Here is a 23,980-nt window from a genome sequence, read left to right as displayed (position 1 = left end):
GGGTCCGTCGCGCGTCAGGGGATGTACTTCCAGCCGCCCTTCTCGATGCGCACCATCACCCGGCTGCGCTGGTCCAGGCCGATGTGGTCCTTGGGCCCGAGGCTGTAGACGCCGTTGGTGGCATGCAGGTCCTGCGTGGACTCGATCGCGTCGCGCAGCGCCTTGCGGAATTCGGGCGTGCCGGGCTTCGCGCCCTTGAGCGCGCGCGGTGCCGCGTCCTGCAGGATCAGCGCCGCATCCCAGAGGTAGGCGGCGAAGGTGGAGCGCTGGCCCGCGTTGGGCAGCGCCTCGTACTTGCGGATGAATTCGAGCGAGGGCTTCTTCGCCGGGTGGCTGTCGGGCAACTGCTCGGCCACCAGCACCGGGCCGGCCGGCACGAAGGTGCCCTCGAGCTTGGCGCCGCCCACGCGCAGGAAGTCGTTGTTCGCCACGCCATGGGTCTGGTAGACCTTGCCGCGGTAGCCGCGGTCGAACAGCGTGGCCTGCGGCAGCACCGCGGGCGTGCCCGAGGCCGCGATGAACACCGCATCGGGCTGCGAGGCCAGCAGCTTGAGCACCTGGCCGGTGACCGAGGCGTCGGTGCGCGTGTAGCGCTCGTTGGCCACCACCTCGATCTTGCGCAGCTCGGCGAGCTTGCCGAACTCGCGCCACCAGCCTTCGCCGTAGGCGTCGTTGAAGCCGATGAAGGCCACGCGCTTCACGCCGTTGTCGGCCATGTGCTTGATGATCGCGGTCGCCATGTGGGTGTCGCTCTGCGGCGTCTTGAAGGCCCAGCGCTTGCGGTCGTCCACCGGCTCGACGATGGCGCCCGAGCCCGCGAGGCTGATCATCGGCGTGCCGCTCTCCACCAGCACGTCGAGCACGGCCAGCGAGTTGGGCGTGAGGCTCGGCCCGATCAGCAGGTCGATCGCCGACTCGGAGATCAGCTTGCGCACGTTCTTGACCGTGGTCGAGGTGTCGGACGCGTCGTCGAGCAGGATGTAGTTGATCTTCTCGCCGCCCGCGGTGGCGGGCAGCACCGACACCGTGCGCTGCTGGGTCACGCCCACCGAGGCCGCGGGCCCGGTGGCCGAGACCACCACGCCCACGTTGATGTCGGCCCGCGCGCCCGAAAGCGCCGCGAAGCACAGTGCCGCGCCGAAGGCGGCGGCCCGGAAGCGGGCCTTTGCAATCTCGATCATCGTTGTCTCCTTTTATGTGTCTGTCGTACCGAAAAAAATCGAAGGTTCGCTAGGTCTGCGCCACCGGCGTGAAGCTGTCGGCCGAGATCGCCGTGCTCTCCATGCCCAGCGCGATGCAGGTGTCGGAACAGGCCGCGACGAAGCCCGGCGAACCGCCGATCACCGCGCGGGCGCCGGCCAGCGAGCCATGGTTCTCGCGCAGCCACGAGGGCGCGTACTGCTGCTTCATGCAGAAGCGGCTGCGCGCCTCGGTCACCAGCAGTGCATAGCGGAAGTTCGGATGCGCGCGGGCCAGCCCCGCGAGGCGGTCCATCAGCATCAGCTCGGCGTCGTCGCGCACCGAGAACAGCAGCGTCATCGGGCTGGTGTCGCCATGCGCGAGCGCGTCCTCCATGATCGAGAGCACGGGCGCCAGGCCGGTGCCGCCCGCGAGGCCGAGAACGGGGCCCTCGCCTTCGGGCAGCCGGCAGGTGCCGTAGGGCCCGGTCACGCCGACGCTGTCGCCGGGCTGCAGCAGGTCGTGGATGTGGCCGCTGGCCGCGCCGCCCGGATGGCGCGCCACCAGCAGCTCGATCAGGCCCGTGCTCGAAGGCACGGTCGCGAGGCTGTAGCGCCGGTGCGGCGACAGGCCCGGCAGCGCGAGCTCGACGTAGGCGCCGGCCTGCGCCTCGAAGCGCAGCGGCTCGCTCGCCTGCAGCACCAGCCGCCGCACGCGCGGCGTGAGCGGGGTGTTGCACAGCACGCGCGCCTCGAAGCTCTGCACGGCCGAGCCCTCGCCGCCCGGGATCGGCTGCACGGTGCGCAGATGCACCTCGGCACTGAGCGGCCGCGCCTGGCACATCAGGCAGAAGCCCTCGGCGATCTCCTGGTCGGAGATCGCGAGGCCCAGCGACCAGCCGTTGTCGACCGTGCCCTGCGTGACGCGTGCCTTGCACATGCCGCAGGAGGCGCCGCGGCACTGGTGCGGCAGCACCACGCCTTGCGACAGCGCGGCGTCCAGGATGATGTCTCCCTCGGGGACGCCGAAGCGGATCGCCTCGTTGACGAGGATCGTTCGGCTCATGTTCATCGATGTCATGCGCCTAGAAGATCGGGATCACCTTCTCGGGATCGAACACCACCTCCTTGCCCTCGATGCCGACTTCGGGCAGCGCGGGGAATTCGATGCCGTAGGGATCGAGGTTGGCCTTCATGCGCAGCACGGCCGTCTTCCAGTTGGCCTTGCGTTCGTCGAGCGTGAGGATGCCCAGGCCGGCGCTGCGCGCGACCTCGTCGATCTGGCGCTGCGCGGGAATGAAGGTGGGCGGCAGCTTCCAGAACTGCTCGGGCGGCTCGTGCAGGATCCCCGAGAGGAACACGAAGCCCGCGCGCAGCTGGATGCTGATCATCTGCTTGTCGTCCTCGGTGAGCACCGGCAGCAGCTTCTGCAGCACCGCCAGGCAGATGCCCAGGTGGCGGCCCTCGTCCTGGCCGATGCGCTTGAAGGCTTCCTTGAACACCGGGATGGTGGTGCGCTGGTACATGCCGTGGAACAGCGTGCTCGAGGCCACCTCGCCGAACAGGAAGGAGGTGAACAGGATCGCGAGCGGGTACTTGTCGACGCCGTTCTTGAAGCCGGTCCAGTAGCGCGAGCCGTTGTAGTAGAGCCACTCGATGTTGTTGCGCGCGAGATGCCCGAGCGGCGTCTCGGGCACGTAGCCGAGCGGGCCGCCGGGCGTGAGGCGCTTGATGGCGCGGCCGCAGACTTCCTCGTGGTTCATCTCGTCGCGCACGACCGAGAAGAAGCACTTGCGCACCGGGTCCTCTTCCTTGCTCTCGTAGGTGTGGATCATGGCGCGCGCGAACACCGACGGCCCCGAGCCGTCGAACACCGCGAGCAGCGAGAACCAGTAGGCCATGGCGTAGCGCTGGTCGAGGCTGTAGTCCTCCACGCGCAGCGTGTCCCAGGCCAGCGTGTGCGGCGACCAGCCCGGATCGCGCGCGGCGTCGTAGATGTCGTAGAGCTTGGGCGTCTCCACGTGCCACTCGAGCGGAAAGATGTTCGGGCCCGTCGATGCCGGGCGCGGCCTCGATCTCGGCGAGCAGGGTCTGTGGGTCGGGCATGGCGAGCACCTGCTCGGGCGGCGAGGTCAGCGCGCGCGCGAGCGCGGCGGTGTCCTGGGCGTTGTCCAGGTGGGTGGGGGACGGGTTCATCGGGAATCTCTCCTTGTCATGTGTTCGGATGGGAGGGGTGGTGGATCATTGATTAGCCTTCCAGACGGCATATCAATTGGCAAAGGAAGAACGCGCATGCGGAATCGCGCCCGCGCGGGTGGCTTCGGCGAGCTCGGCTTCGCCGAGGCCGGCAGCGCGCAGCACCTCGAGGCTGTGCGCGCCGAAGGCCGGCGCCGCGGTGCGATAGCTGGCCGGCGTGCGCGACAGCGACACGGCCGAGGCCACGCCCATCTGGCCGCCGGCCTCGACGAAGCGTTCGCGGTGCAGCGCATGCGGATGGGTGCGGACCCCGCCGACGTCGAGCACCGGGCCGCAGGGCACGCCCGCGCGCATCAGTTCCCGTGCGATGGCCTCGCCGTCGCGCGTGGCCAGCAGCGCTTCGAGCTCGGCCTTGAGCGCCGCCGCGTTCGCGAGCCGCTCGCTGTTGTGCGCGAAGCGCGGATCGTCGGCCAGTTCGGCGCGGCCCAGCAGCGCGACCAGGCGGCGGAACTGGCCGTCGTTGCCCACGGCGATGAACACGTTGCAGCTGCGCGTGGCGAAGGCATCGTAGGGACAGATGTCGGGATGCGCGTTGCCGCTGCGCCCCGCGACGCGGCCCGACAGGAAGTGGTTGGGCAGGTGCGGATGCATCAGCGAGACGCCGGTGTCGAACAGCGTGGCCTCGACCGACTGGCCCCGGCCCGACAGCTCGCGCTCGCGCAGCGCCATCAGGATGCCGATGACCGCGTGCAGCCCGGTCGCGATGTCGATCACCGGGATGCCCATGCGCAGCGGCGCGCCGCCGCGTTCGCCGTTGACCGACATCAGCCCGGTCATGGCCTGCGCGACCGCGTCGTAGCCCGGCAGGCCGCCCAGCGGGCCGTCGGCGCCGAAGCCGCTGACGCGGCAGTGCACCAGGCGCGGGAAGCGTTCGCGCAGGAAGTCCTCGTAGCCGATGCCCCAGCGCTCGAGCGTGCCGGGCTTGAAGTTCTCGACCAGCACGTCGGCGTCCGCCAGCAGGCGCAGCAGCAACGCGCGGCCCTCGGGCAGCGAGAGGTCGAGCGCGACGCCCTGCTTGTTGCGGTTGACGCCGAGGAAGTACGACGCCGCACCGTCGAGGAAGGGCGGGCCCCAGTCGCGCGTCTCGTCGCCCTGCGGCGGCTCGACCTTGATCACCTGCGCGCCATGGTCGGCCAGCATCTGGGTGCAGAAGGGACCGCCGAGCACGCGCGACAGGTCGATGACGCGCAGTCCGGCCAGCGCGCCCGGCATGGTTTGCGTGGTGTGCGTCATGCCGGGCTGGCCTCCGAGGCGGTGCGCCGCAGCACGCGCGTGGCCTTGGCCTCGTAGCGCGGCAGCGCGCCCTCGTCGTGGCAGCGCACCTCGCACGTGAGGCCCAGCCGGGCCTTGAGCCGCGCGCGCACCTCGCGCGCCAGGTCGTCGCCCGTACAGGCCGTGCCAGGCACGCGCTCCACGGCCACCTCCATGTGGTCGAGCACGCTGCGCTCGCTGTCGATATAGATCTGCCAGGCATCCTTGGCCAGGCCCTCGACGCCGGCGATCACGTCCTCGATCTGCGAGGGATAGACCAGCACGCCGCGCACCTTGAGCATGTCGTCCGAGCGGCCGATGATGCGGCCGATGCGCGCATAGGCATGGCGGCCGCAGGCGCAGCGGTAGGGCTGGGCCGAGCGGCGCACCAGGTCGCGCGTGCGCCAGCGCAGCACCGGCGAGGCTTCCTTGTCGAGCGTGGTGAAGACGATCTCGCCGACCTCGCCCGGCGCCACCGGGCGCAGGGTCTGTGGGTCGAGGATCTCGCTGAGCACGCTGTCGTCGTTGACCAGGTGCATCTCGTCATCGCCGTGCGAATGCGGGCAGGAGACGCCGAGCACTGGCCCGCCGGCCTCGGTGGTGCCGTAGATGTTGTGCGCCAGGAAGCCCTCGGGCATCAGCGCCTCCATCTCGCTGCGGAAGGTGGTCGACACCGACTGGCCGCCGAACAGCCCCACGCGCAGCGCCCAGTCGCGGCGCGGATCGATGCCGGCCTTGCGCGCCTGCTGGATCAGCGTCATCAGCCACAGCGGCGACATGGTCGTGACCGTGTGGCGGTGGTCGCGCAGCCACTGCACCATCAGCTCGCCGCGGCCCGGTCCCACCGGGAAGTTGACCGCGCCATAGGCCTTGAGCGCCTCGTCCATCGAGCTGCCGCCGATCCACAGGCCATAGCCGTAACCCTGGTAGACGCGGTCGCCCGCGCGCACGCCCACCGTGCGGTAGATGCGCGCGAGCTGGCGCACCAGCGTGTCTTCCCAGTCCTTCTGCGTGAAACCGAACAGCACCGGCAGGCCGGTGGTGCCCGAGGTCGCGCAGAAGCGCACCACCTGCTCGAGCGGCACCGTGAGCAGCGGGTACGGATAGAGCGCGCGCAGGTGGCTCTTCTCGAGCAGCGGCAGCGCCTGCAGCGCGGCACGGTCCTTCAGGTCGAACGGGGAGGCGCCAGCCGCCGCGAAATGCGCCCGCCACTGCGGCGACTCCGCGAGCCTGCGGCCGAGCGCGGCGAGCTTGGCGTCCTGGCGCGCCTGCAGCTCGTCGAGCGAGAGGAAATCGTCGGCGGCGTCGGCCGCGGCCTGCGCATTGCGGGATTCGGTCATGGGGCGTCTCCTTTGTTCTTTGGCGGGCGGTCGCGCTTCAGGCGGCGAGGTAGCGGCGCGTCTGCAGCACGCGAAAGCGCGGCAGCACGAAAGCGGTGTCGCACAGCGCCGCGTTGCCCGCCGCGTTGTGGCCGCTCACGTGCAGGTCGCTGAAGGCGGCGGACTGGTTCACCAGCACCGGGCCGGTCATGTCGAGCGTGAGGTGCACGCCGGCATCGGCGGCCGCGTTCTTCGCGCGACGCACGAAGGCCTCGTCGCGCGAGTACACCGACCAGGTGATCGCGCCGCGCGAGCGCGTGACCTCGTGCGCATGCCGCAGCGCCGCGTCCGCGTCCTCGGTCACGATCAGCAGGCTGATCGGGCCGAAGTGCTCGCGCGCGATGGTGTCGAGCGCTTCGGGCGGCACGGCGTAGAGGGCCGGCGTGCGCAGCACCGCATCGGGCAGCTCGGGATGCGCGAGCCGGCGCGAGGCGAACACCGGCTCGCCGAGCGATGCCGCCTCGACGGCGCGTGCCTCGGTGGCATCGCTCTGGATCGCGCCCAGCAATTCGATGGCGCGCACCGGATCGGCGACCAGCTTCGCCACCGCCGCGGCGAGGTCGGCCTTGAAATCCTCGAACGTCTTCGCCGTGCCGTCCTGCAGCCGGATGCCCGCGCGCGGCAGGTAGATGCTCTGCGGCGTGGTGCACATCTGGGCGCTGTAGAGGCTCAGCGTGAGCGCGAGGTTGCGCACCAGGCCGGGATAGTCGCCGGTGCTCTCGATCAGCACCGCGTTGACGCCGGCCTTCTCGGTGAAGACGTGGGCCTGGCGCGCGTGGCTCTCGAGCCAGTCGCCGAACTCGGGGCCGCCCGTGAAGTCGATCAGCTTCACGCGCGCATCGAGCGCGAGCTCTTTGGTCTTGGGCGCGGCGCGCGTGTCGACCAGCAGTTGCACCACGTCGGCGTCGAGCCCCAGGCCCGCGAGCACCGTGCGCGCCGTGTCGACGCACAGCGCGAGCGGCAGCACGGCCGTGGGATGCGGCTTCACGACCACCGGGTTGCCCGTGACCAGGCTCGCGAACAGGCCGGGGTAGGAATTCCAGGTCGGGAAGGTGGCGCAGCCGATCACGGCCGCGATGCCGCGCGGCAGGATCTCGAAGGTCTTCTCCACGCGCAGCGGCCGGCGCGCATCGGGCTTCTCCCAGAGCACGCACGCGGGATAGGCGCCCATCTCGCGCACGGCAATGGCCACGGCCTCGAGCGCGCGGTCCAGCGCATGGGCGGTGCCGGCCTGGAAGGCCATTGCGAACGGCTGGCCGCAGGCATGCATGCAGGCGAAGGCCATCTCGAAGGCGCGCTGCTGCAGCGCCTCGAGGATCTCGAGCGCCACCGCGGCGCGCTCGGCCGCATCGAGCGCGGCCCAGGCCGGTGCCGCGGCCTCGGCGCGCGCGAGCACGGCATCGACCGGTTCGTCGGCATAGGCGGTGTCGAAGGGCACGCCGAAGGCGCTGCGCTCCTCGCCGCGGATCGCGCCATCGCGCCGCGTCCAGGCCGCGCGCACGGCGGCCTCGCCGGCTTTGCGCGAGCCGTCGGCGTAGGCGGGATGCGTCGGGTCCTCCGGGTAGGCGCTGTGGTAGCCGCGGCGAGCCACGGCGGCGATCGCATCGGCCAGGCGGCCGGCGTGTTTCAGTTGCAGGTCTTGAAGGGTCATGGTGGGTTCAGAGCGTGGCGGCGGTGCCGAAGATCGCGGTGCATTGGCTCGACATGTAGCCGCCCGGCGCATGGGCCAGCGCGAGCTCGGCGCCGGCCACCTGGCGCGCGCCGGCGTCTCCGCGCAGTTGCACCACCGACTCGATCGCGGTGTAGATGCCGAACATGCCGGGGTGGCCGAGCGAGAGCCCGCCGCCGCTGGTGTTCATCGGGAAGTCGCCGCCCGGCGAGGCACGGCCGCCATCGAGGAAGGCACCGCCCTCGCCCTTGGCGCAGAAACCCGTGTCCTCCGCGAAGACGATCGGCATGATCGTGAAGGCGTCGTAGAACTGGACCACGTCGATGTCCTTCGGGCCCACGCCGGCCTGCGCATAGGCGGTGGCCGACGACACGCTGGCCGCGGTGCGCACCAGGTCCGGCATCTGCGCGATGCTGCGGTGCGTGGCTGCTTCGCCCACGCCGAGCAGGTAGACCGGCTTGCGCCGCAGCTGCGCGGCACGTTCGGCCGAGACCACGACCAGCGCGCCGCCGCCATCGGTCACCAGGCAGCAGTCGCGCACGGTGAAGGGATGCGCCACCGGCCGCGCCGCGATCACGTCCTCGATGCTCAGCGGCCCGGGATCGGGCGCATCGGTGTCGAGCCGCGCCCAGTCGCGCGCGCTCACCGCCACCTGCGCGAGCTGTTCGCGCGTGGTGCCGAACTCGTGCATGTGGCGCTGCGCGACCATCGCATAGGCCGCGAGCGGGCCCGGGTAGCCGTAGGGCACTTCGTAGGGGTTGGGTTCGGAATGGGTCGCGAACTGTCCGCCCGCGGATTTCTGCGTGCTGCCATAGGCGATCAGCGCCACCGAGCACAGGCCGGCCGCGATCGCGGCGCGCGCATGGTTGAGGTGTGCGAGGAAGGCGCCGCCGCCGACCTGGGTCGAATCGGTATAGCGCGGGCGCAGGCCCAGGTATTCGCACAGGCTCAGCGTCGGCATGAACAGCTGCAGCCCGGCCGCGAACACGCCGTCGACCTCGGCCAGCGAGAGGCCCGCGTCGTCGAGCGCGCGCACCGAGGCCAGCGCCATCGCGTCGAGCGGCGAGGACAGCGTCGGCATCGTCGCGAAGCCGGTGCTGCCGATGCCGGCGATCGCGGCCGTGCCGCGCAGATTGGTTGCGCTCATGCGAGCGCTCCGAACACCACGCGGTGCGCGTCGTTCCAGGGCTCGATGCGCGCGGCCACGCGCAGGCCGATGCGCAGCGCGCCGGGCGCCGCATCGACCACCGTGGCCATCATGCGGAAGCCCTCGTCGAGGTCGACCAGCGCGATGTTGAAGGCGCCGTCGCGCCGCTGCACCTCGGTGCAGGCGTGGACCGTGCCCTCGCCGCGGCTGGTGCGCCATTCGAGTTCACTGGGCCGACCGCCCGGCCCCACGGCCTGGGGCGGAAAGACCGCGCGGCCCGCGCCGTGGTCGAACTGGTAGACCAGTCGACCTTCGGCGAGCGCGGCGAGGAAGCAAGCGCGCGGCGAACGCGCGGCGTCGGGCGTGGAGGTCATGCCCATCGCCTAGCGTCCGATGAAGCGCGGCTTGCGCTTCTGCTGGAAGGCGCCGATGCCTTCGATGCCGTCGGGCCCGGCGAGCGCCTCGGCCTGCGCGATCGCCTCGAGCTCGAGCGTCTCCTCGAAGGAACGCGCGCACGACAGGATGCGCTTCGACGCGGCGAAAGCGGCGGTCGGGCCGCTCGCGATCTCGCGCGCCATCTGCAGCGCGATCTCGTCGAGCGCCTCGGCCGCCACGCTGCGGTTCACGAGCCCCATGGCCGCGGCTTCGCGTCCCGAGAACAGGCGGCCCAGGAAGATCAGCTCGGCCGCGCGGTGCGGCCCGACGCGTTCGCGCAGGTGATGGTGGCCGCCCGAATCGAGCACCGCGCCGATGTTGCGGAACGGGCTGCCGAGCAGCGCATCGTCGGCGACCAGCGCGATGTCGCAGGCCAGCGCGAGCCCGAAGCCGAAGCCCAGCGCGGGGCCCTGCACCGCGGCGATCGTCGGCACCGGGCAGTCGCGCACGGCGGCCAGCACCGGGTTGATCCGCTCGCGCAGGATCGCGAGCGTGTCGTCGGTGCCGGGATGCGTGTCCTTGAGGTCGCGGCCGGCGCAGAAGGCATGGCGCGTGCCGCGCACCAGCACCGCGCGCGCACCGGCCGACACGGCCTCGCCGATCGCATCGCCGATCGCCGTCATCTCGTCGAGGCGCAGGCTGTTCTTCGCGGCGGGCCGGTCGATCGCGATGACAGCGAGCGGCAGTTCCAGCGCCAGGCGCACTGCATCGGTGGAGGTCGCGCCGCTCATCGCGCAGCCCCCTCGAAGGCCATCAGGATGCGCAGCTCGCTGGCCATCAGCAGCAACCCGTTCTGGTTGTGGACGTTCCACTGCAGCCGCAGCACGCCATCGATGCCGGCGCGCTTCACGGTCTTCTCGAGCACCGCGGCTTCCAGATGGATGGTGTCGCCGATGAAGGCCGGCGCGGTGAAGCGCAGCGCATCGCTGCCGTAGTTCGCCACGATCGCCGGCGCCGCGGGCGGAATGCCGAGCCCGGCCGCATAGGCCAGCAGCATCAGGCCGGGCGCGATGCGCTGGCCGAAGCGCGTGCGCGCCGCATGGTGCGCGTCGGTGTGCAGCACGTACCAGTCGCCGGTCAGTGCGCACCACTGAACGATGTCGGCCTCGGTGAGGGTACGGCCGCGCGAGCGGAAGCGCGCGCCCTCCTCGATCCGGTCGAAGTGCTGCTCGAGAAATCCGCAGGTGCTGGTGATGTCGGTCATCGCGTCTTTATTTAACCTTCCGGACGGAATATAAATGAAGACGAAGACCCGGCGGCAGCTAGGGCTTACCCGAAGAGGCAGAGAAAGGGGGTGGCGGTGACGAGGCAGCGCCGGTGCTTTGCGGTGGGGCAGGCATGGCGCCTTCACCCGGCGTGCGCGCGAACCATCGGAAGACCATGCGGTTCGTCGCCCGCTGCCAGCGCAGGAAAAGGAACCCCACCGTCACCTCGCCCCTGTCGTCGACCGGCACGCCGGCGGCGCGCAGCGCCGCGACCTCTTCCTGCGTGCTCATGCCTCCCGGCAGCACGAGCGTGACCGTCGCGCCGTGGTGAATCTTCTGTCTGGACTGCATCGATCGTTCCTCTGAAGGTGGACGACGCCGCACCCCGCATGCCGCGAGGTGCGATGACAGCCCACCGGAGGCGGACGGCGCCGTTGCAGCCAAACTAGGGCGGCACCCGGCCCCGCACCGTAGGACGGGGCCAGGCCCCGTCGAGGCGGAGGCTCAGAACGGAACAAATGCACGGCGGCGCGCGGCGCCGTCGACTCACCAGGCCACGCGAACGCCCACGGAAGCACCGATCGAGCTGCGCACCCTGGCGTCGCCGCCGGAGGACCAGAGCTTGCCCAGCTCGCCGTGCAGGCTGGTCGACTCGTTCAGCGCGAGCGAGAAGCCGGCCGCGAGCTCGGTGCTGGTGCCGCCGATCGGTGCCGTGATGTCGGTCACCGCGGCCGCATTCACGAAGCGCGCGGTGTCGCTGCCATTGGCGCGTTTGTAGACGTTGAGTCGTGCATAGGGCTGGAGCGCGCCAGCCGCCGTATCGACCCGGCCCTTGAGCCGCACGCCGGCGCGCGCGGTCCAGCCGTTGTCCGCGTGGCTCTGCACCTGGGCACCCGCGATCGCGGTGCTGTCCAGGTCCAGGCGCTGATGGATCAGTTGCAGCTGCGGCTCGACGGACCAGCCGTTGCCCAGCGCGAGGCTCTGGCCGATTTCCAGCGAGGCCAGCAGGCTGCGACCGCGGGTCTGCGCGCCGGGGTCGAGCGAGGACGCCGCATCGGCGCGATGGCGCGCGCCCTGCAGCACCACGTCGGCATAGAAGCCGCCGTCGCCGGCGTAGGTGCCGTAGGCGCCGAGGTACTGGCTGCGCAGGTCGTTGCGCCCGGCGCGCAGGTTGCGCACGCCGCTGGCGAAGCCGTCGACGCTCACGTCGCCCTCGAGCTGGCCGACGTAGAGGCCCGCGCGCCAGTTGCCCATGGCGAGAAGGTCGGTGCCGGCCTGCAGGCCGGTGACCCGCCCCTTGCTGCCGGGCGAGACGGTGCCACCCTGGCGGATGTCGATGTCGGCGCTGATCAGCCGGCCCCAGGCGCGCCGCGCGGAAGTGCCCTCGGGCGCGGCGGAGACGGCGGTCTCGTCGCCCCGGCGCAGATGCAGGTTGCCGAGCATCGCGAGGTTGCCCTGGCGCAGTTGCGACGGCAGCGCGGCGTACAGCGAGGCCTGCGGCCGGTAGGCGACCACGGGCGCCCCGATGGGCGCACCGGGCGTGGCCGGGGTACCCGGTGTCGCGACATTCGGCGCATCCGCGCGCAGGTACCAGTTCTCGCCCGCGCCGCTCGCATCGGCCGCGTAGAGCCTGTACTCGTACGCCCCCCGCGTCGACGTGGCCGCCGGCAAGCACGAAGGCATCGCGCGTGGTCTGCGCGGTCGTGGTGGCGCCGGCCTGCGCGCTCACCACCTCGATGCCGTTGCCGACGGTGCGCGCGCCCAGCCCGCCGAGGTTGGCGATCTGCACGCGGGTGACGCCGCTGGCGGCGCCGCCGTTGATCACCAGCCGGTCGGAAATGCCGGGACTGTCGAGCACGGCGCCCAGGCGCAGCACGCCGTTGTTGCCCGTGTAGTTGCCGTTGACGGTCAGCGTCGTGCCCGGCACCGCGCCGACCAGCGACACCGTGCCGCCGTTGGCGAGCGACGCCACGGTCTGGCTGAAGCCCGCGAGGTCGAGCGTCGCGCCCGCGGCCACGGTGTGCGACGAGCCCGCGCTCAGCGCGTTCGTGGCCGTGGTCCTGAGCACGCCCTGCCGCACGTCGGTGCCGCCGGCGTAGGTGTTGGCACCGCTCACCGACAGGGTGCCCGCGCCCGTCTTGATGAAATCTCCGGCGCCCGTGATCGGGCCCGACCAGGCGAGGTCGTGGCCGTTGGTGTCGATGGTGCCGGTGCCGCCGAGATCGACCGCGGCATTGAGGCTGAGCCTGTCGGCGCCGGCGATGACGGTGGCGCTGGCACCGCTGTCGATCGCGATGGCGCCCGTCAGCGAGACGCCCGTGTCCAGGCGCAGGCTGTTGCTGCCGCCGGTGAAGCGGACCGAGGGCGCGCGGCCAGTGCCGTCGCCGCCGAGCCCGCCGACGATGGCCCCGCTGCTCGTGAGCGCGAGGTTGGCGCCCACCACGCCCGCGCCGCCCGCGCCGTTGGCGCCCCGTGGACCGCCATTGCTGCTGGCACCGCCCGCGCCACCGGCACCGCCGGTGATGGTCGCGCTGTTGACGATGCTGGCCTGCGCGGCGGACGACCGCAGACCTGCGCCGCCATCGCCGCCCTGCCCGGGCGCGCCCGTCCCGCCCACCCCGCCGCCGGCGTTGCCGCCGGCACCACCCGCGCCACCGACGATCGCGCCGGCGTTGCTCACGCTCGAGGCAGCACCGGCGAGCATCAAGCCGTTGCCGCCCTCGCCACCGCCGCCGCCCGAGGCATTGGCGCGCGCCGGCAGCAATTCCGGACCGCCGGCACCACCGGCGCCGCCCGCGAGCGTGCCGAGGTTGCTCAGTGCGAAGCCCGGCGTGGACGCGCTCACGAAGAAGCCGCTGCCACCGCCGCCGCCCCCGCCGCCCTGCGAATACGCCGCGCCACCCTGGCCACCGGCTCCGCCGCGCGAAAGGCCGGTGCCGAGCACGGTGAAATTCGCCGTCGGTGCGAGCAGCGTCGAACCATGGGCACCGGCTCCGCCGCCGCCCGCGGCCCAGTAGCCGTTGCCGCCCGCGCCGCCATCGCCGCCGATGTTGCTGCCGGACGCGCTGGCGGCATTCGGCGCCAGCGCGTTGCCGCGGAAGCCACCACCGCCGCCGCCGCCATAGCCGTTGCCGTTGTTCGCATCGCCGGTGCGCGAGTCACCCGCGCCGCCGTTGGCGCCGCGCGAGACGCCGGGACTCACGATGGCGCTGGAACCGCCCGCCGCGCCGCCCGTGCCCGCGGTGGCACCGGCGAAGGTGCCGATATCGGCCGTCGACCCGGCGCTCGCGCCGCTGCCGGGCGCCGAAGCACCGCCATCGCCCGCGCTCGAGCCGAGCGCGCTGTCGTTCAATGCGCCCCGGCCGCCACCGACCGAGCCGTTGCCATCGGTCGCGCCGCCGGCGCCGCCGTGCAGGATCAGGTTGTCGGTGGGCTGCCCGCCGGCACCACCGGCCGCCCAGGCGGGCGCGGCGCAGGCAAGCGCCGAAGCCATCGCCACCCGCAGCAGCGCGGTGCCGGGGACCGTGCCGTGTCGCTTGCCGTGGCGCCGCGCGGCCCCGGGTGCGGCCGCCCCCGCGTGCGGTGTTCCGGTCCAGATCGTCTCGAATGTCGTGTTCATCGTGTGCTCCCATTGCGGGTCCAGAAACCATGCCGGTTCCTCCAGCCACGCGATTCGCCCGGATGCACGCAGTGGGCTTGGGATGAGACGTCGGCAGGAGCCAGCCGGCGAAATGTAAATAGACGTACCCCCGCGTGAAATCACCAGGGGGTACCCCATGCCAGGGCAGTTTCTTTTCGTGTCGGGCACGCGGGCGCGCCGCGGCGCCTGCGAATGAGGAAGGGGCTCGTCGCTCGCAGAAAGCCCCGCGCCGGGAGCTCGTGCAAGGCTTGCAAAACGTGGGTAGAGCGGGGGTGCTCCAGGAAGTAACTTGCGCGTGTCGAAAGACACAAGTGCCGCCGCGAAGGGCGCGGGAGCTGGCGCGGCCGCGCCGCGCCAGAGGCTAGACGGCCACCAGCGCCTTCAGGCTCGCCAGCGACGCATCGACGATCTCGCAGTAGCTGCGTCGCTCGGAGGCCTGGACCCATTGCGCGAACGCGATGCGGAACACCGCGATGCCCGCCTCGGCCGCGAGGCTTGCATCGGACTTCTCCACGCCCCTGGCGCGCAAGGCGGCCGCGAGGGCCTCGGACAACCTGGCCAGCTTGATCAGCTCGCGTTCGTGCAACTCGCTCGTGGCGGCGATCACGGTGGCGCGCTGGTGGGCGTAGCGGCGGCGCTCCTCGTCGAAGAAATCCGCGGCGCCCCTCAGCGCGATGGCCACCGCCTCCATGGCCGAGGCCTGTGCAGGCGCGGCGGCGAGCGCGGCCGTCATCGATTGCTGCAGCAGCTCCGAGCCGTTGAACAGCACCTCGCGCTTGTCCGCGAAGTGGCGAAAGAAAGTGCGCGGCGTGAGACCGGCGCGCTGCGCGATGGCCGCCACCGTGGTCTGCTCATAGCCGATCTCCGCGAACAGCTCCATGGCGGCCACGCGAAAGCGTCCTGCCGCATCGGGCTCCCAACGACCCATCGGACCTCCCAAGTGTTGACACAGTGTGACATCATAGGTTTATACTGATGTCACTTAATGACATCACTGGAGCATTCGATGAAGATTCTTGTCACTGGCGCGTCGGGCTGGATCGGCTCGGCCAGCGTCGCCGAACTCCTCGCGGCCGGGCACCAGGTGCTGGGCCTCGCCCGCAACGACGAAGCCGCCGCCCGGATCGAGCAGCTGGGCGCCGAGGTCGTGCGCGGCTCGCTGGACGATGTCGCGAGCCTGCGCGCCGCGGCGGCGCGCGCGGAAGGCGTGGTGCACCTCGGCTACAACCACGACTTCTCCCAGATGGCCGCGGCGGCCCGCACCGACCGCGCCGCCATCGACGCCTTCGCCGACGTCCTGCAGGGAACCGGCGGCCCGCTGCTGATCGCCTCGGGCACGCTGGGCCTGGCGCCCGGCCGCGTGGGCACCGAGGCCGACATGCCCGCGGCCGCGACCCATCCACGCATCGCGAACGCGGCGTACACGCTCGGCCTGGCGCAGCGCGGCATCCGCTCGCTGGTCGTGCGGTTCGCGCCGACGGTGCATGGCGCCGGCGGCGACCACGGCTTCGTCGCAACGCTGGCCCGGATCGCGCGAACCAAGGGCCTCTCCGCGTACCTGGGCGAAGGCCTCAACCGCTGGCCGGCCGTCCATCGGCTCGATGCCGGCAAGCTCGTGCAGCTCGCGATCGACAAGGCGCCACCGGGCACCGTCCTGCATGCGGTCGCCGAGGAAGGCATCGCCACCAAGGACATCGCGATGGCGCTGGGCCGGTTCCTCGACGTGCCGGCGGAGTCGATCCCCGCCGACCGCGCGGCTTCGCACTTCGACTGGATCGGCATGTTCTTCGGCGCCGACGCGCCCGCCGCCAATGCCAGGACGCGCGAAGTGCTCGGCTGGGAGCCGACGCACGCAACGCTGCTGCAGGACATTGCCGCGGGGCACTATCCCGGGCACTGAACGCAGCTTCATCGCCACGATCGCCGCACCGAGGTCCCGATCGCGATCCCCGCCACGATCAGCCCCGTCGCCAGCAGCAGCGCGCCATCGGGCCTTTCTCCGAGCGCGAGGTCGGCCGCCAGCAAGCCCACCACCGGCACGCCGAGCAGGCCCATCGAGGTCACGGACGCCGGCAGGTCGCGGTTCACTGTGTTCATCGCCCAGTAGGCGAGCACGGTGCCGATGAGGTTGCTGTAGCCCAGCAGCGCGACGAGTTCCATCGACCAGGCGATGCGCGGCACGCCCTCGATGGCGAGCGCCAGCAGAAGTTGCGCGCTGCTCGCCAGCAGCATCTGCCAGGGCAGCAGCTGGAACGGCGGCGTGGTCCACCGATGGGCACGCCCGTAGACGATGCAGGCGGCCCAGCAGGCCGCGGCCAGCAGGATCAGGCCGTGGCCGCGCACCACGCCGGCATCGCGCCAGTCGACGGCCGCGGGCTGCAGCAGCACCAGCAGCCCCGCCACGCCGAGCCCCAGGCCCGCGGCGCGGCGCGCGGTGAAGGCCTCGCCGAGGAAGAAGCGGGCCGCGGGCAGCACCCACAGCGGCGTGGTGTAGGCCAGCACCACCGAGCGGCCCGCGCTCAGGTACTGCAGGCCCAGCGCGGCCAGCACCGAGAAGGCCACCATGTGCAGCAGGCCGACGCTCAGGATCACCGGCAGGTCGTGCCGCGTCGGCATGGCCAGCCGGCCCGAGACCGGCAGCACCACCCACAGCACGATGCACGCCGGCACCATGCGCAGCGTGGTGGCCCAGATCGGCGTGACGTGTTCCAGCACCACCTTGCCGACGCTCCAGTTCACGCCCCAGGCGGCGATGACGATTGCAAGCAGAAGGACGGCGGTGCCGCGCGGCGAGGCATTCGAGGACATGGCTGACGGTGGGCAGGGGATGGACCGGAAGCCGCTCAAGATAAGCCGGCGCGGCCTTTCGCACCAGCGATCCTTCTCTACACTGGCCGTGAAATCAATTCACACCATGGACCTCCAGCAACTCCCTCCGCTGACCGCCCTGCGCGCCTTCGCCGCGGCCGCCCAGGCCGGCAGCGTGGTCGGCGCCGCCGACCGGCTCAAGGTCACGCACAGCGCCGTGAGCCACCAGTTGCGTCTCATCGAAGCGTGGCTGGGCTGCAAGCTGTTCGAGCGCCATGCGGCGGGCGTGACGCTCACCGACGCCGGCCGGCGGCTGTTCGCGTGCACGGCCCGGGCGCTCGACGACATCGGCCAGGTCTGCGCCGAGATCCGCGGCCAGCGGCCCGCCACCGCACTGACCCTGGCCTGCCCCGGCAGCTTCATGCTGCAGTGGCTGATCCCGCGGCTCGACGACTTCGAGGCGCGGCATCCGCAGGTGGTGCTCAACCTGCAGACCGGCAGCGACCTGGGCCGGTTGCGCGCCGGGCACGTCGATGCGCTGGTCTACTGCGGGCGTGGAACGCATCCGCGCGAGGTGAGCGAGATCCTGCTGGCCGACAACGACATCGGACCGATCTGCACGCCCGCGCAGGCGAAGGCGCTGGCCCGGCCGCGGGACGTGCTGTCGCATGCGCTGCTCGGCACCGAGTCCTATCCGGCCGGCTGGACGATCTGGGCACAGGCCCACGGGCTGGACGCCGCGCCGGCTGCGGCCGCGGCGTTCCTTCGGCCAATGGATCTACATGATCCAGGCCACCATCGCCGGTCTCGGCGTGGGCATCGCGCCCTCGGTGCTGGTGCGCGAGGAGCTCGCGCAGGCGCGCATCGCGGCCCCGCTCGGCTTCGTACCCAGCGGCGACCGCATCTCGCTGTGCGTGCTCAGGCGCCGCGCGCAGGAGCCGGCCATCGCCGCGCTCGCCGACTGGCTCGGCACGCTGCACGGCCAGCCGGCAGCCGGTTGACCCCGCGGCCGCTCGGGCGCTACACGATGCCGTGCAGGCACATGTCGCTCGCCTGGTCGGCCAGCGTCTCGAGGCTCAGGCGCCCGGTGGGCTGGTACCAGGTGTAGGTCCAGTTCAGCATGCCGTACATCAGCATCGCGTGCGTGGTTGCGGCCTGGCGGTCCTTGAACTTCTGCGCGTTGATCTCGCGCAGCAGCGCGCACAGGAAGCCGACCAGCTTCTGTTCGTTGGCGTTCACCTGCGCGCGCACCTCGTCGGGCAGGTGGTAGACGTCCTCGATCAGCACGGTGTGGCGGTCGCGCTGCTCGTAGTAGTACTTGAGGTGCGCGAGGAAGTAGTTGCGCAGCCGCGCGCGCGGATCGATGGGCGCCGACACCAGGTCCGAGGCGATCGCCACCAGCGCGCTCACGTGCTCGCCGAGCATCTCCGCGAGCATCGCTTCCTTCGACGGGAAGTAGTGGTACATGCGCGACTTCGACGCGTTGCAGGCCGCGCCGATGTCGATGATGTTGGTGTTGCGAAAGCCGTTCTTGGCGAAGAGGGACGCGGCCACGTCGAGGATCGTGGCCCGGATGTCGTCGAAGTTCTCGGATTTGGTTCTGGCCATGTCGGCATCGCCCGCAAAAGAAAAATGGTTCGTTCGAAACACCCGCGCCGCGCGCATGTTTCGTCCCGCCCGCCCTGTACGCACCCGGGCGAAACAGCGAAATTTATTCCGTCCGGACGGCCTACTCTAACCGAGGCCTCGCGAGCTCGCGGCGGGGCCACTTCCTGGTCCTTTCGATCCACCCGCCCCACGGAGTCGCGCATGAATCCCTCGCCACGCCACGTCCTCGCCTCGCTCGTCGTCGCCATCGCCACCACCGCGCAGGCGCAGGATGCGCCCGTGCGCATCGGCATCGCCGCGCCGCTGACGGGCGGCATCGCCCATCTCGGCAAGGACATGGAGAACGGCGCGCGGCTCGCCATCGAGGACCTCAATGCGCAGGGCCTCGCGATCGGTGGCCGCCGGCTGCGCTTCGAGGCGGTGGTCGAGGACGACCGGGCCGATCCCGCCAGCGCCACCACCGTGGCGCAGAAGCTCGCCGACCTGCAGGTCAACGGCATCGTCGGCCACCTCAACTCCGGCACCACCATTCCAGCGGCCCGCGTCTACAACGACGCCGGCATCCCGCAGGTCGCGCCGGCCGCGACCAACCCGCAGTACACGCGCGCCGGCTACAAATTCGCCGCACGGCTCATGGCCACCGACGTGCAGCAGGCCGACGGCATCGCCGGCTACGTTGCGCGCACGCTGAAGGCGAAGACCGCCGCCGTGATCGACGACCGCACCGCCTACGGCCAGGGCCTGGCCGACCAGGTGGTGGCCGACCTCGGCAAGGCGCAGGTGAAGGTGCTCAAGCGCGAGTTCGGCACCGACCGCGCGACCGACTTCTCGGCCATCCTCACCACCCTGCGCGGCCTCAAGCCCGACGTGATCGTCTACGCGGGCGCCGACGCGCAGGCCGCGCTGGTCAACCGGCAGATGAAGCAGCTCGGCCTGAGCGCGACCTTCATCGCGGGCGACGGCGTGTGCACCGGCGAATGGAGCAAGCTCGCGGCCGGCGCCAACGAGGGCGCCTACTGCTCGCAGGCCGGCGCGCCGCGCGAGGCCATGGCCGCCTTCGCGGCCTTCAACCAGCGCTACAAGGCGCGCTTCGGCACCGACGTGATCGTGTTCGCGCCCTATGCCTACGACGCGGTGATGGTGCTGGTGGAGGCGATGAAGAAGGCTGGCTCCACCGATCCCGCGGTGTACGGACCTAAGCTCGCGGGCGTGACACTCACCGGGCTGATCGGTCCGATCGCGTTCGATGCGCGCGGGGACAACCTGCGGGGCACGGTGACGATCTATCAGGTGCGTGGGGGGAAGCTGGTGGTGGCGCCGTAGCGTTGCACCCTGCGCGACTCCGGTCCTACTTCGTGAACCCCTCGCGCTTGCGGATCTCGTCGAGATAGTTGTAGATCGAGAAGCGCGACATGTCGAGCGCCGCCGCCGCGCGACCCACGCTGCCCTTCACGATGAACAGGCCGCGCCGCAGCATCTCCTCGACGGCGTGCACCTTCTCCTCCTTGTTCATGAGCTGCACCGGCTTGCCGAAGGTGCGGATCGCCGAACGGATGATCTCGCCCATCAGCAGGTCCATGTCGGGCGATTCCTCGCGCGACTCGGGCGCCGCCGCGGGCGCGGGCGCGCCTTGGATCGCATGCTCGAGCCAGGCATGCGCGAGCTTGAACACGGTGAGGTCGGCGTTCATGCACAGCGCCGCGAAGGGCGTGCCGTCGGCATCGCGGTAGATCACGGTGGCCGACTTCAGCGGCGTGCCGGTGCCGGTCAGCGTGGGATAGACGTTGACCACCGAGTGGCCGCTGCCCGAAAGGTCGGTGGTGGCCGACCAGGCGGCGCCGAAGGCGCGGTCATCCTTCGGGCCGCTGAGGATGGTGCTGCCGACCTTGCGGCCCGACACATGGCCGTTGGCGATCGCGACCACCGAGGCATCGGGCTGCGTCAGGTCGTGCAGCACCAGTTCGGTGTTCGGCCCGAGCATGCGCCCCATCATCTCCACCACGGGCTTGAGCACCTCGACGATGCGCCGGCGCTCCTCGGCGATGGCCGGCGACACCGTCGCGGCCTTCGAGGGCTTGGCCGCGCGCTGGCGTGCGCGCGAAGCCGGCGGCTTCGGCGGCGGCTGCTGCGCGGTCGAAAGGGAGCTGGAGGTCTCGGCGGTCTTGCGGGTGGCTGGCATGGACGCGAAAGTCGAAGGAAGGTCGAAGGGGAGTGAAAGCCCTGATCCTCGATTTCAACAAACTGTTGAATACTTGATCTGGCGTTGATTCTGGCACATGTCTTGCAGGTCCGGCCGGCCCTGGGGTCCGCCCGAAACGACGCGGCAACTGTAGGGCAAGGTGCGCCCAGAAATTCAACATTTCGTTGATACATCAACAAGGAGTTCATATCATGCCAAGTTCGAACCATCCCGCCGCCACCGCGGCCCCCCTGCCGACGGACATACCCACGCCGCCGGCCACCTCCCGCCGCCATTGGCTCAAGTCCCTCGGCGGCGCCTCCGTCGCGGGCGTGCTCGGCAGCCAGCTCGTCGCCTGCGGCGGCGGCTCGGGTTCGTCGGGCGGTTTCCTGCCCTTCGCCTCGGCCGCGCCGCCGCCGGCCTCGCCAAGCGAAACGCCCACCTTGCCGGCCAAGGCGCTGTTCCCCGGCGTGGCCGACCGCGTGTACCTCAACGGCGCGGCCGACCACCCCTGGAACCAGTACGCCACCGACGCGCTGAGTTCCTACGCGCAATCCAAGCTCTCGCTCGCGAGCGGCAGTGCGACCGCCACCGCGAAGTTCGCGGCGCTGATCAATGCCGATGCCGACGAGATCGCCTACGTGCCCAGCACCTCGATGGGCGAGTACCTCGTGACGCGCGCGCTCGGCCTGCCCGAATCGGGCGGGCGCGTGGTCACCGACGCGCTGCACTTCGTCGGCTCGTTCTACATGTATGAGCAATACCGGCTGCGCGGCCTCGACGTGCTCACCGTGCCGATGGACGCCAACCACCGCATCGCGCTGGCCGATCTCGACAAGGCCATCTCGCCCGGCACCAAGCTGGTGGCGATCTCGCACGTGTCGCTCTACAACGGCTTCACGCACGACCTCAAGGCCGTGTGCGATCTCGCGCATTCGCGCGGCGCGCTGGTCTACGTCGACCTGATCCAGTCGGCCGGCGCGATGCCGGTGGACGTGAAGGCGGCGGGCGTCGACTTCGCGGGCTGCGGCACCTACAAATGGTTGATGGGCGACTTCGGCTTCGCCTTCCTCTACGTGCGCAAGAGCCTGCTGCCCAAGCTGCAACGGCCTTGGTACGGCTACCGCCAGACGCGCAACTTCGCGGCGCCGATCCTGCACGTCTATCCGCTCGACCCACCCGGCAGCGTGCCCTACGAGAGCGTGCAGATCGATTCGGTGTCGGGCTATTTCAGCGGCTCGTTCCCGGCCTCCTCGATCGAAGCGGCCTGCGCGGCATCCATCGACTGGATCCAGAGCGTGGGCGTCGACAAGATCCAGGCCTGGCGCAAGCCGATGACCGATGCGCTGCAGGCCGGCCTGCGCGCCAAGGGCTTCCAGGTGGTGACGCCGCCCGACAGCAGCTCGCCGATCGTGACCTTCGCCTATGCCAATGCCGCCCAGCTCGCGAGCCGGCTCGCGCCCGACAAGATCGAGATCACCCTGCGCGCCAACCATGCGCGCATCTCGCCGTCCGTCTACAACGACATGAACGACATCGCCAAATTCCTCGCCGCGATCGGAACGCCATGAAACGCCACACCCTCATCGGCGGCGCCGCGCTCGCCTGCCTCGTGCTCGCGACCAGCGCCTGCGGCGTCGCGCCGCGCCACCTCAACTCGGGCAAGGTGCTGCCCACCACCCTGCCCTTCTCCGAGGCCGTGCAGGTCGGCCGCACGCTCTACCTGTCGGGCCAGATCGGCAACCTCCCCGGCAGCCTCAAACTGCCGCCGGGCGGCATCGGCCCCGAGTCGAAGCAGGTGATGGAGAACATCAAGACCACGCTCGAAGCACATGGCCACACCATGGCCGACGTGGTGAAGTGCACCGCCATGCTGGCCGACATGAGCGAGTGGGGGGCCTTCAACGAGGTCTACAAGGGCTACTTCGCCGAAGGCAGGTATCCGGCGCGCAGCGCCTTCGGTGCGACCGCGCTGGCTTTCAATGCGCGGATCGAGGTGGAGTGCATCGCGGCGAAGTAGCGCCGCTACAGTGCCAGGTGCGGCCAGAATTCCGTCCATTAAGAGAGAAATGTGCATTTGTTCTAAAATGCACACTTCCACTCCAGGACACTGCCATGCAAGTCGTGACCGCCACCGACGTCAAGAGCCAGCTTGGCGAGCTTTTCGATGCTGTCGAGAAGGACGAGGGCGCCAGCGTCCTGATCGAGAGAAATCGCCGCCCCGCGGCGATGCTCCTGAACGCTCATGTGGCCGAGAAGGCCATCTTGGGGGCCTACGCCCACGGCGTGCTGCCGCGTGCCATCGCCATGCAGCAGCTCGGCCTGGACTGGTATGGCGATCTGCTGCAGCGAATGAATCTCCATGGCATCGAGCATCCATCGGCCTCGGCCGAGGACGCGCGTGTCATGAAGAAAGCGGCGGACGATGCGCTGCGATCGCTGGACGCAACCGGTGCGCCTACCGCTCGCTCGAGGAAGGCGAGAGGGTAATGGCCGAGAAGATCCGCATCGTCCTCCCGGACACGGGCCCGCTGATCACGCTAGCCCATGCCAATGCGCTCGAAGTGCTGCTGGCCTTCGATGCGCAACAGGTCCAGCTCGTCGTCACCGACATGGTGGAGTTCGAGGCCACGAGGCATCGCAGCACCCGCGAGGATGCCCAGAGAATCTCCGACTTCCTCGAGAAACACGCCGGGCGGATCGTCATCGAGAAGACCGTCTTCGGCCAGATGGCGATCTCGGCGGCGCGCATCTACGAGCGGTACACGGAAAGCCAGCAGTTGCGAGACTTCTACGCGACCAGCAACATGCCCGCTCCGTCACCGTTGGCGCCCAACAGCGGAGAGCTCTCCATCAACAGCTACGTGTCCGAACTCATCGGGCAACCGCCCGGACCACCTTGCCTGGTCATCGCAGAAGACGACTTCTTCTTGCGATCCACGCCCGGTGCTCTTCCCGGCAATGCGCACATCATCTCGACGGCCACATTGCTGGCGAAGCTGGAGGAACTGGACCCCCGGTTCAAGGCACGCGACGTGCTGGACGCCGCAAGGCACTACAAGGGCCGCGAGCCCAACCGCGCCACGGTCGACTCGCCGGCGCCCAAGGTCAAGGACGGCAGCACCTGGGACGCTACCGTCGCCGCCGCCCAGCTGACGACCAAACTCACGAAGAAAGGGAATCCTCGGATGAAGGGCTCTGGCAGCGGATCGTAAGCACCCGCCT

The 23,980-nt window shown here is 70.6% G+C and carries 26 protein-coding genes and 2 pseudogenes; 11 read left to right on the top strand and 17 right to left on the bottom strand.

What is annotated here, in order from left to right:
• Positions 1-14: 14 nt before the first annotated feature.
• The 13 genes and pseudogenes from ACHMXE_RS08480 to ACHMXE_RS08420 form a co-directional block, all read right to left on the bottom strand.
• Positions 15-1,181: an ABC transporter substrate-binding protein gene (locus ACHMXE_RS08480; RefSeq protein WP_395345587.1), complete on the bottom strand. Its 1,167-nt coding sequence runs from the start codon at positions 1,179-1,181 to the stop codon at positions 15-17.
• Between the two features lie 49 nt (positions 1,182-1,230).
• The gene (locus ACHMXE_RS08475; RefSeq protein ID WP_395345584.1) at positions 1,231-2,244 is read right to left on the bottom strand and encodes a 2Fe-2S iron-sulfur cluster-binding protein; all 1,014 of its coding nucleotides are present in this window, start codon (positions 2,242-2,244) and stop codon (positions 1,231-1,233) included.
• A gap of 19 nt (positions 2,245-2,263) precedes the next feature.
• The gene (locus tag ACHMXE_RS08470) at positions 2,264-3,199 is read right to left on the bottom strand and encodes a hypothetical protein (protein WP_395345581.1); all 936 of its coding nucleotides are present in this window, start codon (positions 3,197-3,199) and stop codon (positions 2,264-2,266) included.
• Positions 3,200-3,446: 247 nt separating this feature from the next.
• Positions 3,447-4,667 carry a CaiB/BaiF CoA transferase family protein gene (locus tag ACHMXE_RS08465; RefSeq protein ID WP_395345579.1) on the bottom strand — a complete coding sequence of 407 codons (1,221 nt, stop codon included), beginning with the start codon at positions 4,665-4,667 and terminating at the stop codon, positions 3,447-3,449.
• Positions 4,664-6,025 carry a phenylacetate--CoA ligase family protein gene (locus ACHMXE_RS08460; protein ID WP_395345576.1) on the bottom strand — a complete coding sequence of 454 codons (1,362 nt, stop codon included), beginning with the start codon at positions 6,023-6,025 and terminating at the stop codon, positions 4,664-4,666. Before ACHMXE_RS08460 ends, ACHMXE_RS08465 begins: the two co-directional genes overlap by 4 nt.
• Positions 6,026-6,062: 37 nt before the next feature.
• Positions 6,063-7,715, bottom strand: a complete 1,653-nt coding sequence (paaN, locus tag ACHMXE_RS08455; RefSeq protein WP_395345573.1) for a phenylacetic acid degradation protein PaaN — start codon at positions 7,713-7,715, stop codon at positions 6,063-6,065.
• A gap of 7 nt (positions 7,716-7,722) precedes the next feature.
• Complete coding sequence (locus tag ACHMXE_RS08450) at positions 7,723-8,880, bottom strand: acetyl-CoA acetyltransferase (RefSeq protein ID WP_395345570.1); 1,158 nt, start codon at positions 8,878-8,880, stop codon at positions 7,723-7,725.
• On the bottom strand, positions 8,877-9,254 hold the full coding sequence (locus ACHMXE_RS08445; RefSeq protein WP_395345567.1) for a Zn-ribbon domain-containing OB-fold protein: 378 nt from the start codon (positions 9,252-9,254) through the stop codon (positions 8,877-8,879). The genes ACHMXE_RS08450 and ACHMXE_RS08445 overlap by 4 nt, the downstream gene beginning before the upstream one ends.
• Positions 9,255-9,263: 9 nt before the next feature.
• Positions 9,264-10,046 carry an enoyl-CoA hydratase/isomerase family protein gene (locus tag ACHMXE_RS08440; RefSeq protein WP_395345564.1) on the bottom strand — a complete coding sequence of 261 codons (783 nt, stop codon included), beginning with the start codon at positions 10,044-10,046 and terminating at the stop codon, positions 9,264-9,266.
• The gene (locus ACHMXE_RS08435; protein ID WP_209545768.1) at positions 10,043-10,519 is read right to left on the bottom strand and encodes a MaoC/PaaZ C-terminal domain-containing protein; all 477 of its coding nucleotides are present in this window, start codon (positions 10,517-10,519) and stop codon (positions 10,043-10,045) included. The genes ACHMXE_RS08440 and ACHMXE_RS08435 overlap by 4 nt, the downstream gene beginning before the upstream one ends.
• A gap of 58 nt (positions 10,520-10,577) precedes the next feature.
• Positions 10,578-10,871, bottom strand: coding sequence for a hypothetical protein (locus tag ACHMXE_RS08430; RefSeq protein WP_203207882.1), 294 nt, complete (start codon positions 10,869-10,871; stop codon positions 10,578-10,580).
• 195 nt (positions 10,872-11,066) lie between these two features.
• Positions 11,067-12,203 carry an autotransporter domain-containing protein gene (locus ACHMXE_RS08425; RefSeq protein WP_395345561.1) on the bottom strand — a complete coding sequence of 379 codons (1,137 nt, stop codon included), beginning with the start codon at positions 12,201-12,203 and terminating at the stop codon, positions 11,067-11,069.
• Between the two features lie 40 nt (positions 12,204-12,243).
• Positions 12,244-12,378 (bottom strand): annotated as a pseudogene (locus ACHMXE_RS08420) (autotransporter outer membrane beta-barrel domain-containing protein); the annotation flags it as partial.
• A gap of 43 nt (positions 12,379-12,421) precedes the next feature.
• Here ACHMXE_RS08420 and ACHMXE_RS08415 point away from each other — a divergent pair.
• The 3 genes from ACHMXE_RS08415 to ACHMXE_RS08405 all read left to right on the top strand — a co-directional run bounded on the left by ACHMXE_RS08415 (position 12,422) and on the right by ACHMXE_RS08405 (position 14,257).
• The gene (locus tag ACHMXE_RS08415; protein WP_395345558.1) at positions 12,422-12,619 is read left to right on the top strand and encodes a hypothetical protein; all 198 of its coding nucleotides are present in this window, start codon (positions 12,422-12,424) and stop codon (positions 12,617-12,619) included.
• A 42-nt stretch (positions 12,620-12,661) separates the two neighbouring features.
• Positions 12,662-13,537 (top strand): hypothetical protein, encoded by an 876-nt coding sequence (locus ACHMXE_RS08410; RefSeq protein ID WP_395345555.1) that lies wholly within the window; start codon positions 12,662-12,664, stop codon positions 13,535-13,537.
• A gap of 186 nt (positions 13,538-13,723) precedes the next feature.
• Positions 13,724-14,257 (top strand): hypothetical protein, encoded by a 534-nt coding sequence (locus ACHMXE_RS08405; protein ID WP_395345552.1) that lies wholly within the window; start codon positions 13,724-13,726, stop codon positions 14,255-14,257.
• A 264-nt stretch (positions 14,258-14,521) separates the two neighbouring features.
• On the opposite strand, the gene ACHMXE_RS08400 is transcribed toward ACHMXE_RS08405, so the two are convergent.
• A complete protein-coding gene (locus tag ACHMXE_RS08400; protein WP_395345550.1) occupies positions 14,522-15,088 on the bottom strand; it encodes a helix-turn-helix domain-containing protein in 567 nt (188 codons plus the stop codon).
• A gap of 78 nt (positions 15,089-15,166) precedes the next feature.
• Here ACHMXE_RS08400 and ACHMXE_RS08395 point away from each other — a divergent pair, with 78 nt between their 5' ends.
• The gene (locus tag ACHMXE_RS08395) at positions 15,167-16,060 is read left to right on the top strand and encodes an SDR family oxidoreductase (protein WP_395345547.1); all 894 of its coding nucleotides are present in this window, start codon (positions 15,167-15,169) and stop codon (positions 16,058-16,060) included.
• Between the two features lie 8 nt (positions 16,061-16,068).
• Here the strand turns inward: ACHMXE_RS08395 and ACHMXE_RS08390 are convergent, their stop codons facing one another.
• Positions 16,069-16,968, bottom strand: a complete 900-nt coding sequence (locus tag ACHMXE_RS08390) for a DMT family transporter (protein WP_209545774.1) — start codon at positions 16,966-16,968, stop codon at positions 16,069-16,071.
• Between ACHMXE_RS08390 and ACHMXE_RS08385 the strand changes: the two are divergent.
• Both ACHMXE_RS08385 and ACHMXE_RS08380 read left to right on the top strand, forming a co-directional pair.
• A pseudogene (locus ACHMXE_RS08385) lies at positions 16,913-17,653 on the top strand (LysR family transcriptional regulator); the annotation flags it as partial. The gene ACHMXE_RS08390 and the pseudogene ACHMXE_RS08385 overlap by 56 nt on opposite strands.
• Positions 17,637-17,969 carry a LysR substrate-binding domain-containing protein gene (locus tag ACHMXE_RS08380; RefSeq protein WP_395345544.1) on the top strand — a complete coding sequence of 111 codons (333 nt, stop codon included), beginning with the start codon at positions 17,637-17,639 and terminating at the stop codon, positions 17,967-17,969. The pseudogene ACHMXE_RS08385 and the gene ACHMXE_RS08380, both read left to right, overlap by 17 nt.
• 19 nt (positions 17,970-17,988) lie before the next feature.
• On the opposite strand, the gene ACHMXE_RS08375 is transcribed toward ACHMXE_RS08380, so the two are convergent.
• Entirely contained in the window at positions 17,989-18,576 is a 588-nt protein-coding gene (locus tag ACHMXE_RS08375; protein ID WP_203207888.1) for a TetR/AcrR family transcriptional regulator, read from the bottom strand.
• 201 nt (positions 18,577-18,777) lie between these two features.
• Here ACHMXE_RS08375 and ACHMXE_RS08370 point away from each other — a divergent pair, with 201 nt between their 5' ends.
• Entirely contained in the window at positions 18,778-19,899 is a 1,122-nt protein-coding gene (locus ACHMXE_RS08370) for a branched-chain amino acid ABC transporter substrate-binding protein (protein ID WP_395345541.1), read from the top strand.
• 25 nt (positions 19,900-19,924) lie between these two features.
• Here ACHMXE_RS08370 and ACHMXE_RS08365 read toward each other — a convergent pair whose 3' ends face one another.
• Positions 19,925-20,755 carry a transcriptional regulator gene (locus ACHMXE_RS08365; RefSeq protein ID WP_395345538.1) on the bottom strand — a complete coding sequence of 277 codons (831 nt, stop codon included), beginning with the start codon at positions 20,753-20,755 and terminating at the stop codon, positions 19,925-19,927.
• A gap of 212 nt (positions 20,756-20,967) precedes the next feature.
• Between ACHMXE_RS08365 and ACHMXE_RS08360 the strand changes: the two genes are divergently transcribed.
• The 4 genes from ACHMXE_RS08360 (at position 20,968) to ACHMXE_RS08345 (ending at position 23,970) form a co-directional block, all read left to right on the top strand.
• Entirely contained in the window at positions 20,968-22,326 is a 1,359-nt protein-coding gene (locus ACHMXE_RS08360; protein ID WP_395345535.1) for an aminotransferase class V-fold PLP-dependent enzyme, read from the top strand.
• Positions 22,323-22,775, top strand: coding sequence for a RidA family protein (locus ACHMXE_RS08355; RefSeq protein ID WP_203207892.1), 453 nt, complete (start codon positions 22,323-22,325; stop codon positions 22,773-22,775). Before ACHMXE_RS08360 ends, ACHMXE_RS08355 begins: the two co-directional genes overlap by 4 nt.
• Positions 22,776-22,870: 95 nt before the next feature.
• Positions 22,871-23,245 carry a type II toxin-antitoxin system Phd/YefM family antitoxin gene (locus ACHMXE_RS08350; RefSeq protein ID WP_209545795.1) on the top strand — a complete coding sequence of 125 codons (375 nt, stop codon included), beginning with the start codon at positions 22,871-22,873 and terminating at the stop codon, positions 23,243-23,245.
• Positions 23,245-23,970, top strand: a complete 726-nt coding sequence (locus tag ACHMXE_RS08345) for a hypothetical protein (protein ID WP_395345531.1) — start codon at positions 23,245-23,247, stop codon at positions 23,968-23,970. The genes ACHMXE_RS08350 and ACHMXE_RS08345 overlap by 1 nt, the downstream gene beginning before the upstream one ends.
• Positions 23,971-23,980 lie beyond the last annotated feature (10 nt).

The sequence above is a fragment of the Variovorax sp. UC122_21 genome (assembly GCF_044056785.1).
In the GTDB taxonomy this organism is placed as follows: domain Bacteria; phylum Pseudomonadota; class Gammaproteobacteria; order Burkholderiales; family Burkholderiaceae_C; genus Variovorax.
Note: the sequence above shows the minus strand (reverse complement) of the source record. Positions and strands in the feature narration are given on the sequence as shown.

Coding starts and splice junctions, on each gene's coding strand:
- ACHMXE_RS08480 (WP_395345587.1), bottom strand. CDS start 1,181: ATGATCGAGATTGCAAAGGCCCGCTTCCGGGCCGCCGCCTTCGGCGCG.
- ACHMXE_RS08475 (WP_395345584.1), bottom strand. CDS start 2,244: ATGAGCCGAACGATCCTCGTCAACGAGGCGATCCGCTTCGGCGTCCCC.
- ACHMXE_RS08465 (WP_395345579.1), bottom strand. CDS start 4,667: ATGACGCACACCACGCAAACCATGCCGGGCGCGCTGGCCGGACTGCGC.
- ACHMXE_RS08460 (WP_395345576.1), bottom strand. CDS start 6,025: ATGACCGAATCCCGCAATGCGCAGGCCGCGGCCGACGCCGCCGACGAT.
- paaN (WP_395345573.1), bottom strand. CDS start 7,715: ATGACCCTTCAAGACCTGCAACTGAAACACGCCGGCCGCCTGGCCGAT.
- ACHMXE_RS08450 (WP_395345570.1), bottom strand. CDS start 8,880: ATGAGCGCAACCAATCTGCGCGGCACGGCCGCGATCGCCGGCATCGGC.
- ACHMXE_RS08445 (WP_395345567.1), bottom strand. CDS start 9,254: ATGACCTCCACGCCCGACGCCGCGCGTTCGCCGCGCGCTTGCTTCCTC.
- ACHMXE_RS08440 (WP_395345564.1), bottom strand. CDS start 10,046: ATGAGCGGCGCGACCTCCACCGATGCAGTGCGCCTGGCGCTGGAACTG.
- ACHMXE_RS08435 (WP_209545768.1), bottom strand. CDS start 10,519: ATGACCGACATCACCAGCACCTGCGGATTTCTCGAGCAGCACTTCGAC.
- ACHMXE_RS08430 (WP_203207882.1), bottom strand. CDS start 10,871: ATGCAGTCCAGACAGAAGATTCACCACGGCGCGACGGTCACGCTCGTG.
- ACHMXE_RS08425 (WP_395345561.1), bottom strand. CDS start 12,203: ATGCCTTCGTGCTTGCCGGCGGCCACGTCGACGCGGGGGGCGTACGAG.
- ACHMXE_RS08410 (WP_395345555.1), top strand. CDS start 12,662: ATGAAATCTCCGGCGCCCGTGATCGGGCCCGACCAGGCGAGGTCGTGG.
- ACHMXE_RS08405 (WP_395345552.1), top strand. CDS start 13,724: ATGGCGCTGGAACCGCCCGCCGCGCCGCCCGTGCCCGCGGTGGCACCG.
- ACHMXE_RS08400 (WP_395345550.1), bottom strand. CDS start 15,088: ATGGGTCGTTGGGAGCCCGATGCGGCAGGACGCTTTCGCGTGGCCGCC.
- ACHMXE_RS08395 (WP_395345547.1), top strand. CDS start 15,167: ATGAAGATTCTTGTCACTGGCGCGTCGGGCTGGATCGGCTCGGCCAGC.
- ACHMXE_RS08390 (WP_209545774.1), bottom strand. CDS start 16,968: ATGTCCTCGAATGCCTCGCCGCGCGGCACCGCCGTCCTTCTGCTTGCA.
- ACHMXE_RS08380 (WP_395345544.1), top strand. CDS start 17,637: ATGCGCTGCTCGGCACCGAGTCCTATCCGGCCGGCTGGACGATCTGGG.
- ACHMXE_RS08375 (WP_203207888.1), bottom strand. CDS start 18,576: ATGGCCAGAACCAAATCCGAGAACTTCGACGACATCCGGGCCACGATC.
- ACHMXE_RS08370 (WP_395345541.1), top strand. CDS start 18,778: ATGAATCCCTCGCCACGCCACGTCCTCGCCTCGCTCGTCGTCGCCATC.
- ACHMXE_RS08365 (WP_395345538.1), bottom strand. CDS start 20,755: ATGCCAGCCACCCGCAAGACCGCCGAGACCTCCAGCTCCCTTTCGACC.
- ACHMXE_RS08360 (WP_395345535.1), top strand. CDS start 20,968: ATGCCAAGTTCGAACCATCCCGCCGCCACCGCGGCCCCCCTGCCGACG.
- ACHMXE_RS08355 (WP_203207892.1), top strand. CDS start 22,323: ATGAAACGCCACACCCTCATCGGCGGCGCCGCGCTCGCCTGCCTCGTG.
- ACHMXE_RS08350 (WP_209545795.1), top strand. CDS start 22,871: ATGCAAGTCGTGACCGCCACCGACGTCAAGAGCCAGCTTGGCGAGCTT.
- ACHMXE_RS08345 (WP_395345531.1), top strand. CDS start 23,245: ATGGCCGAGAAGATCCGCATCGTCCTCCCGGACACGGGCCCGCTGATC.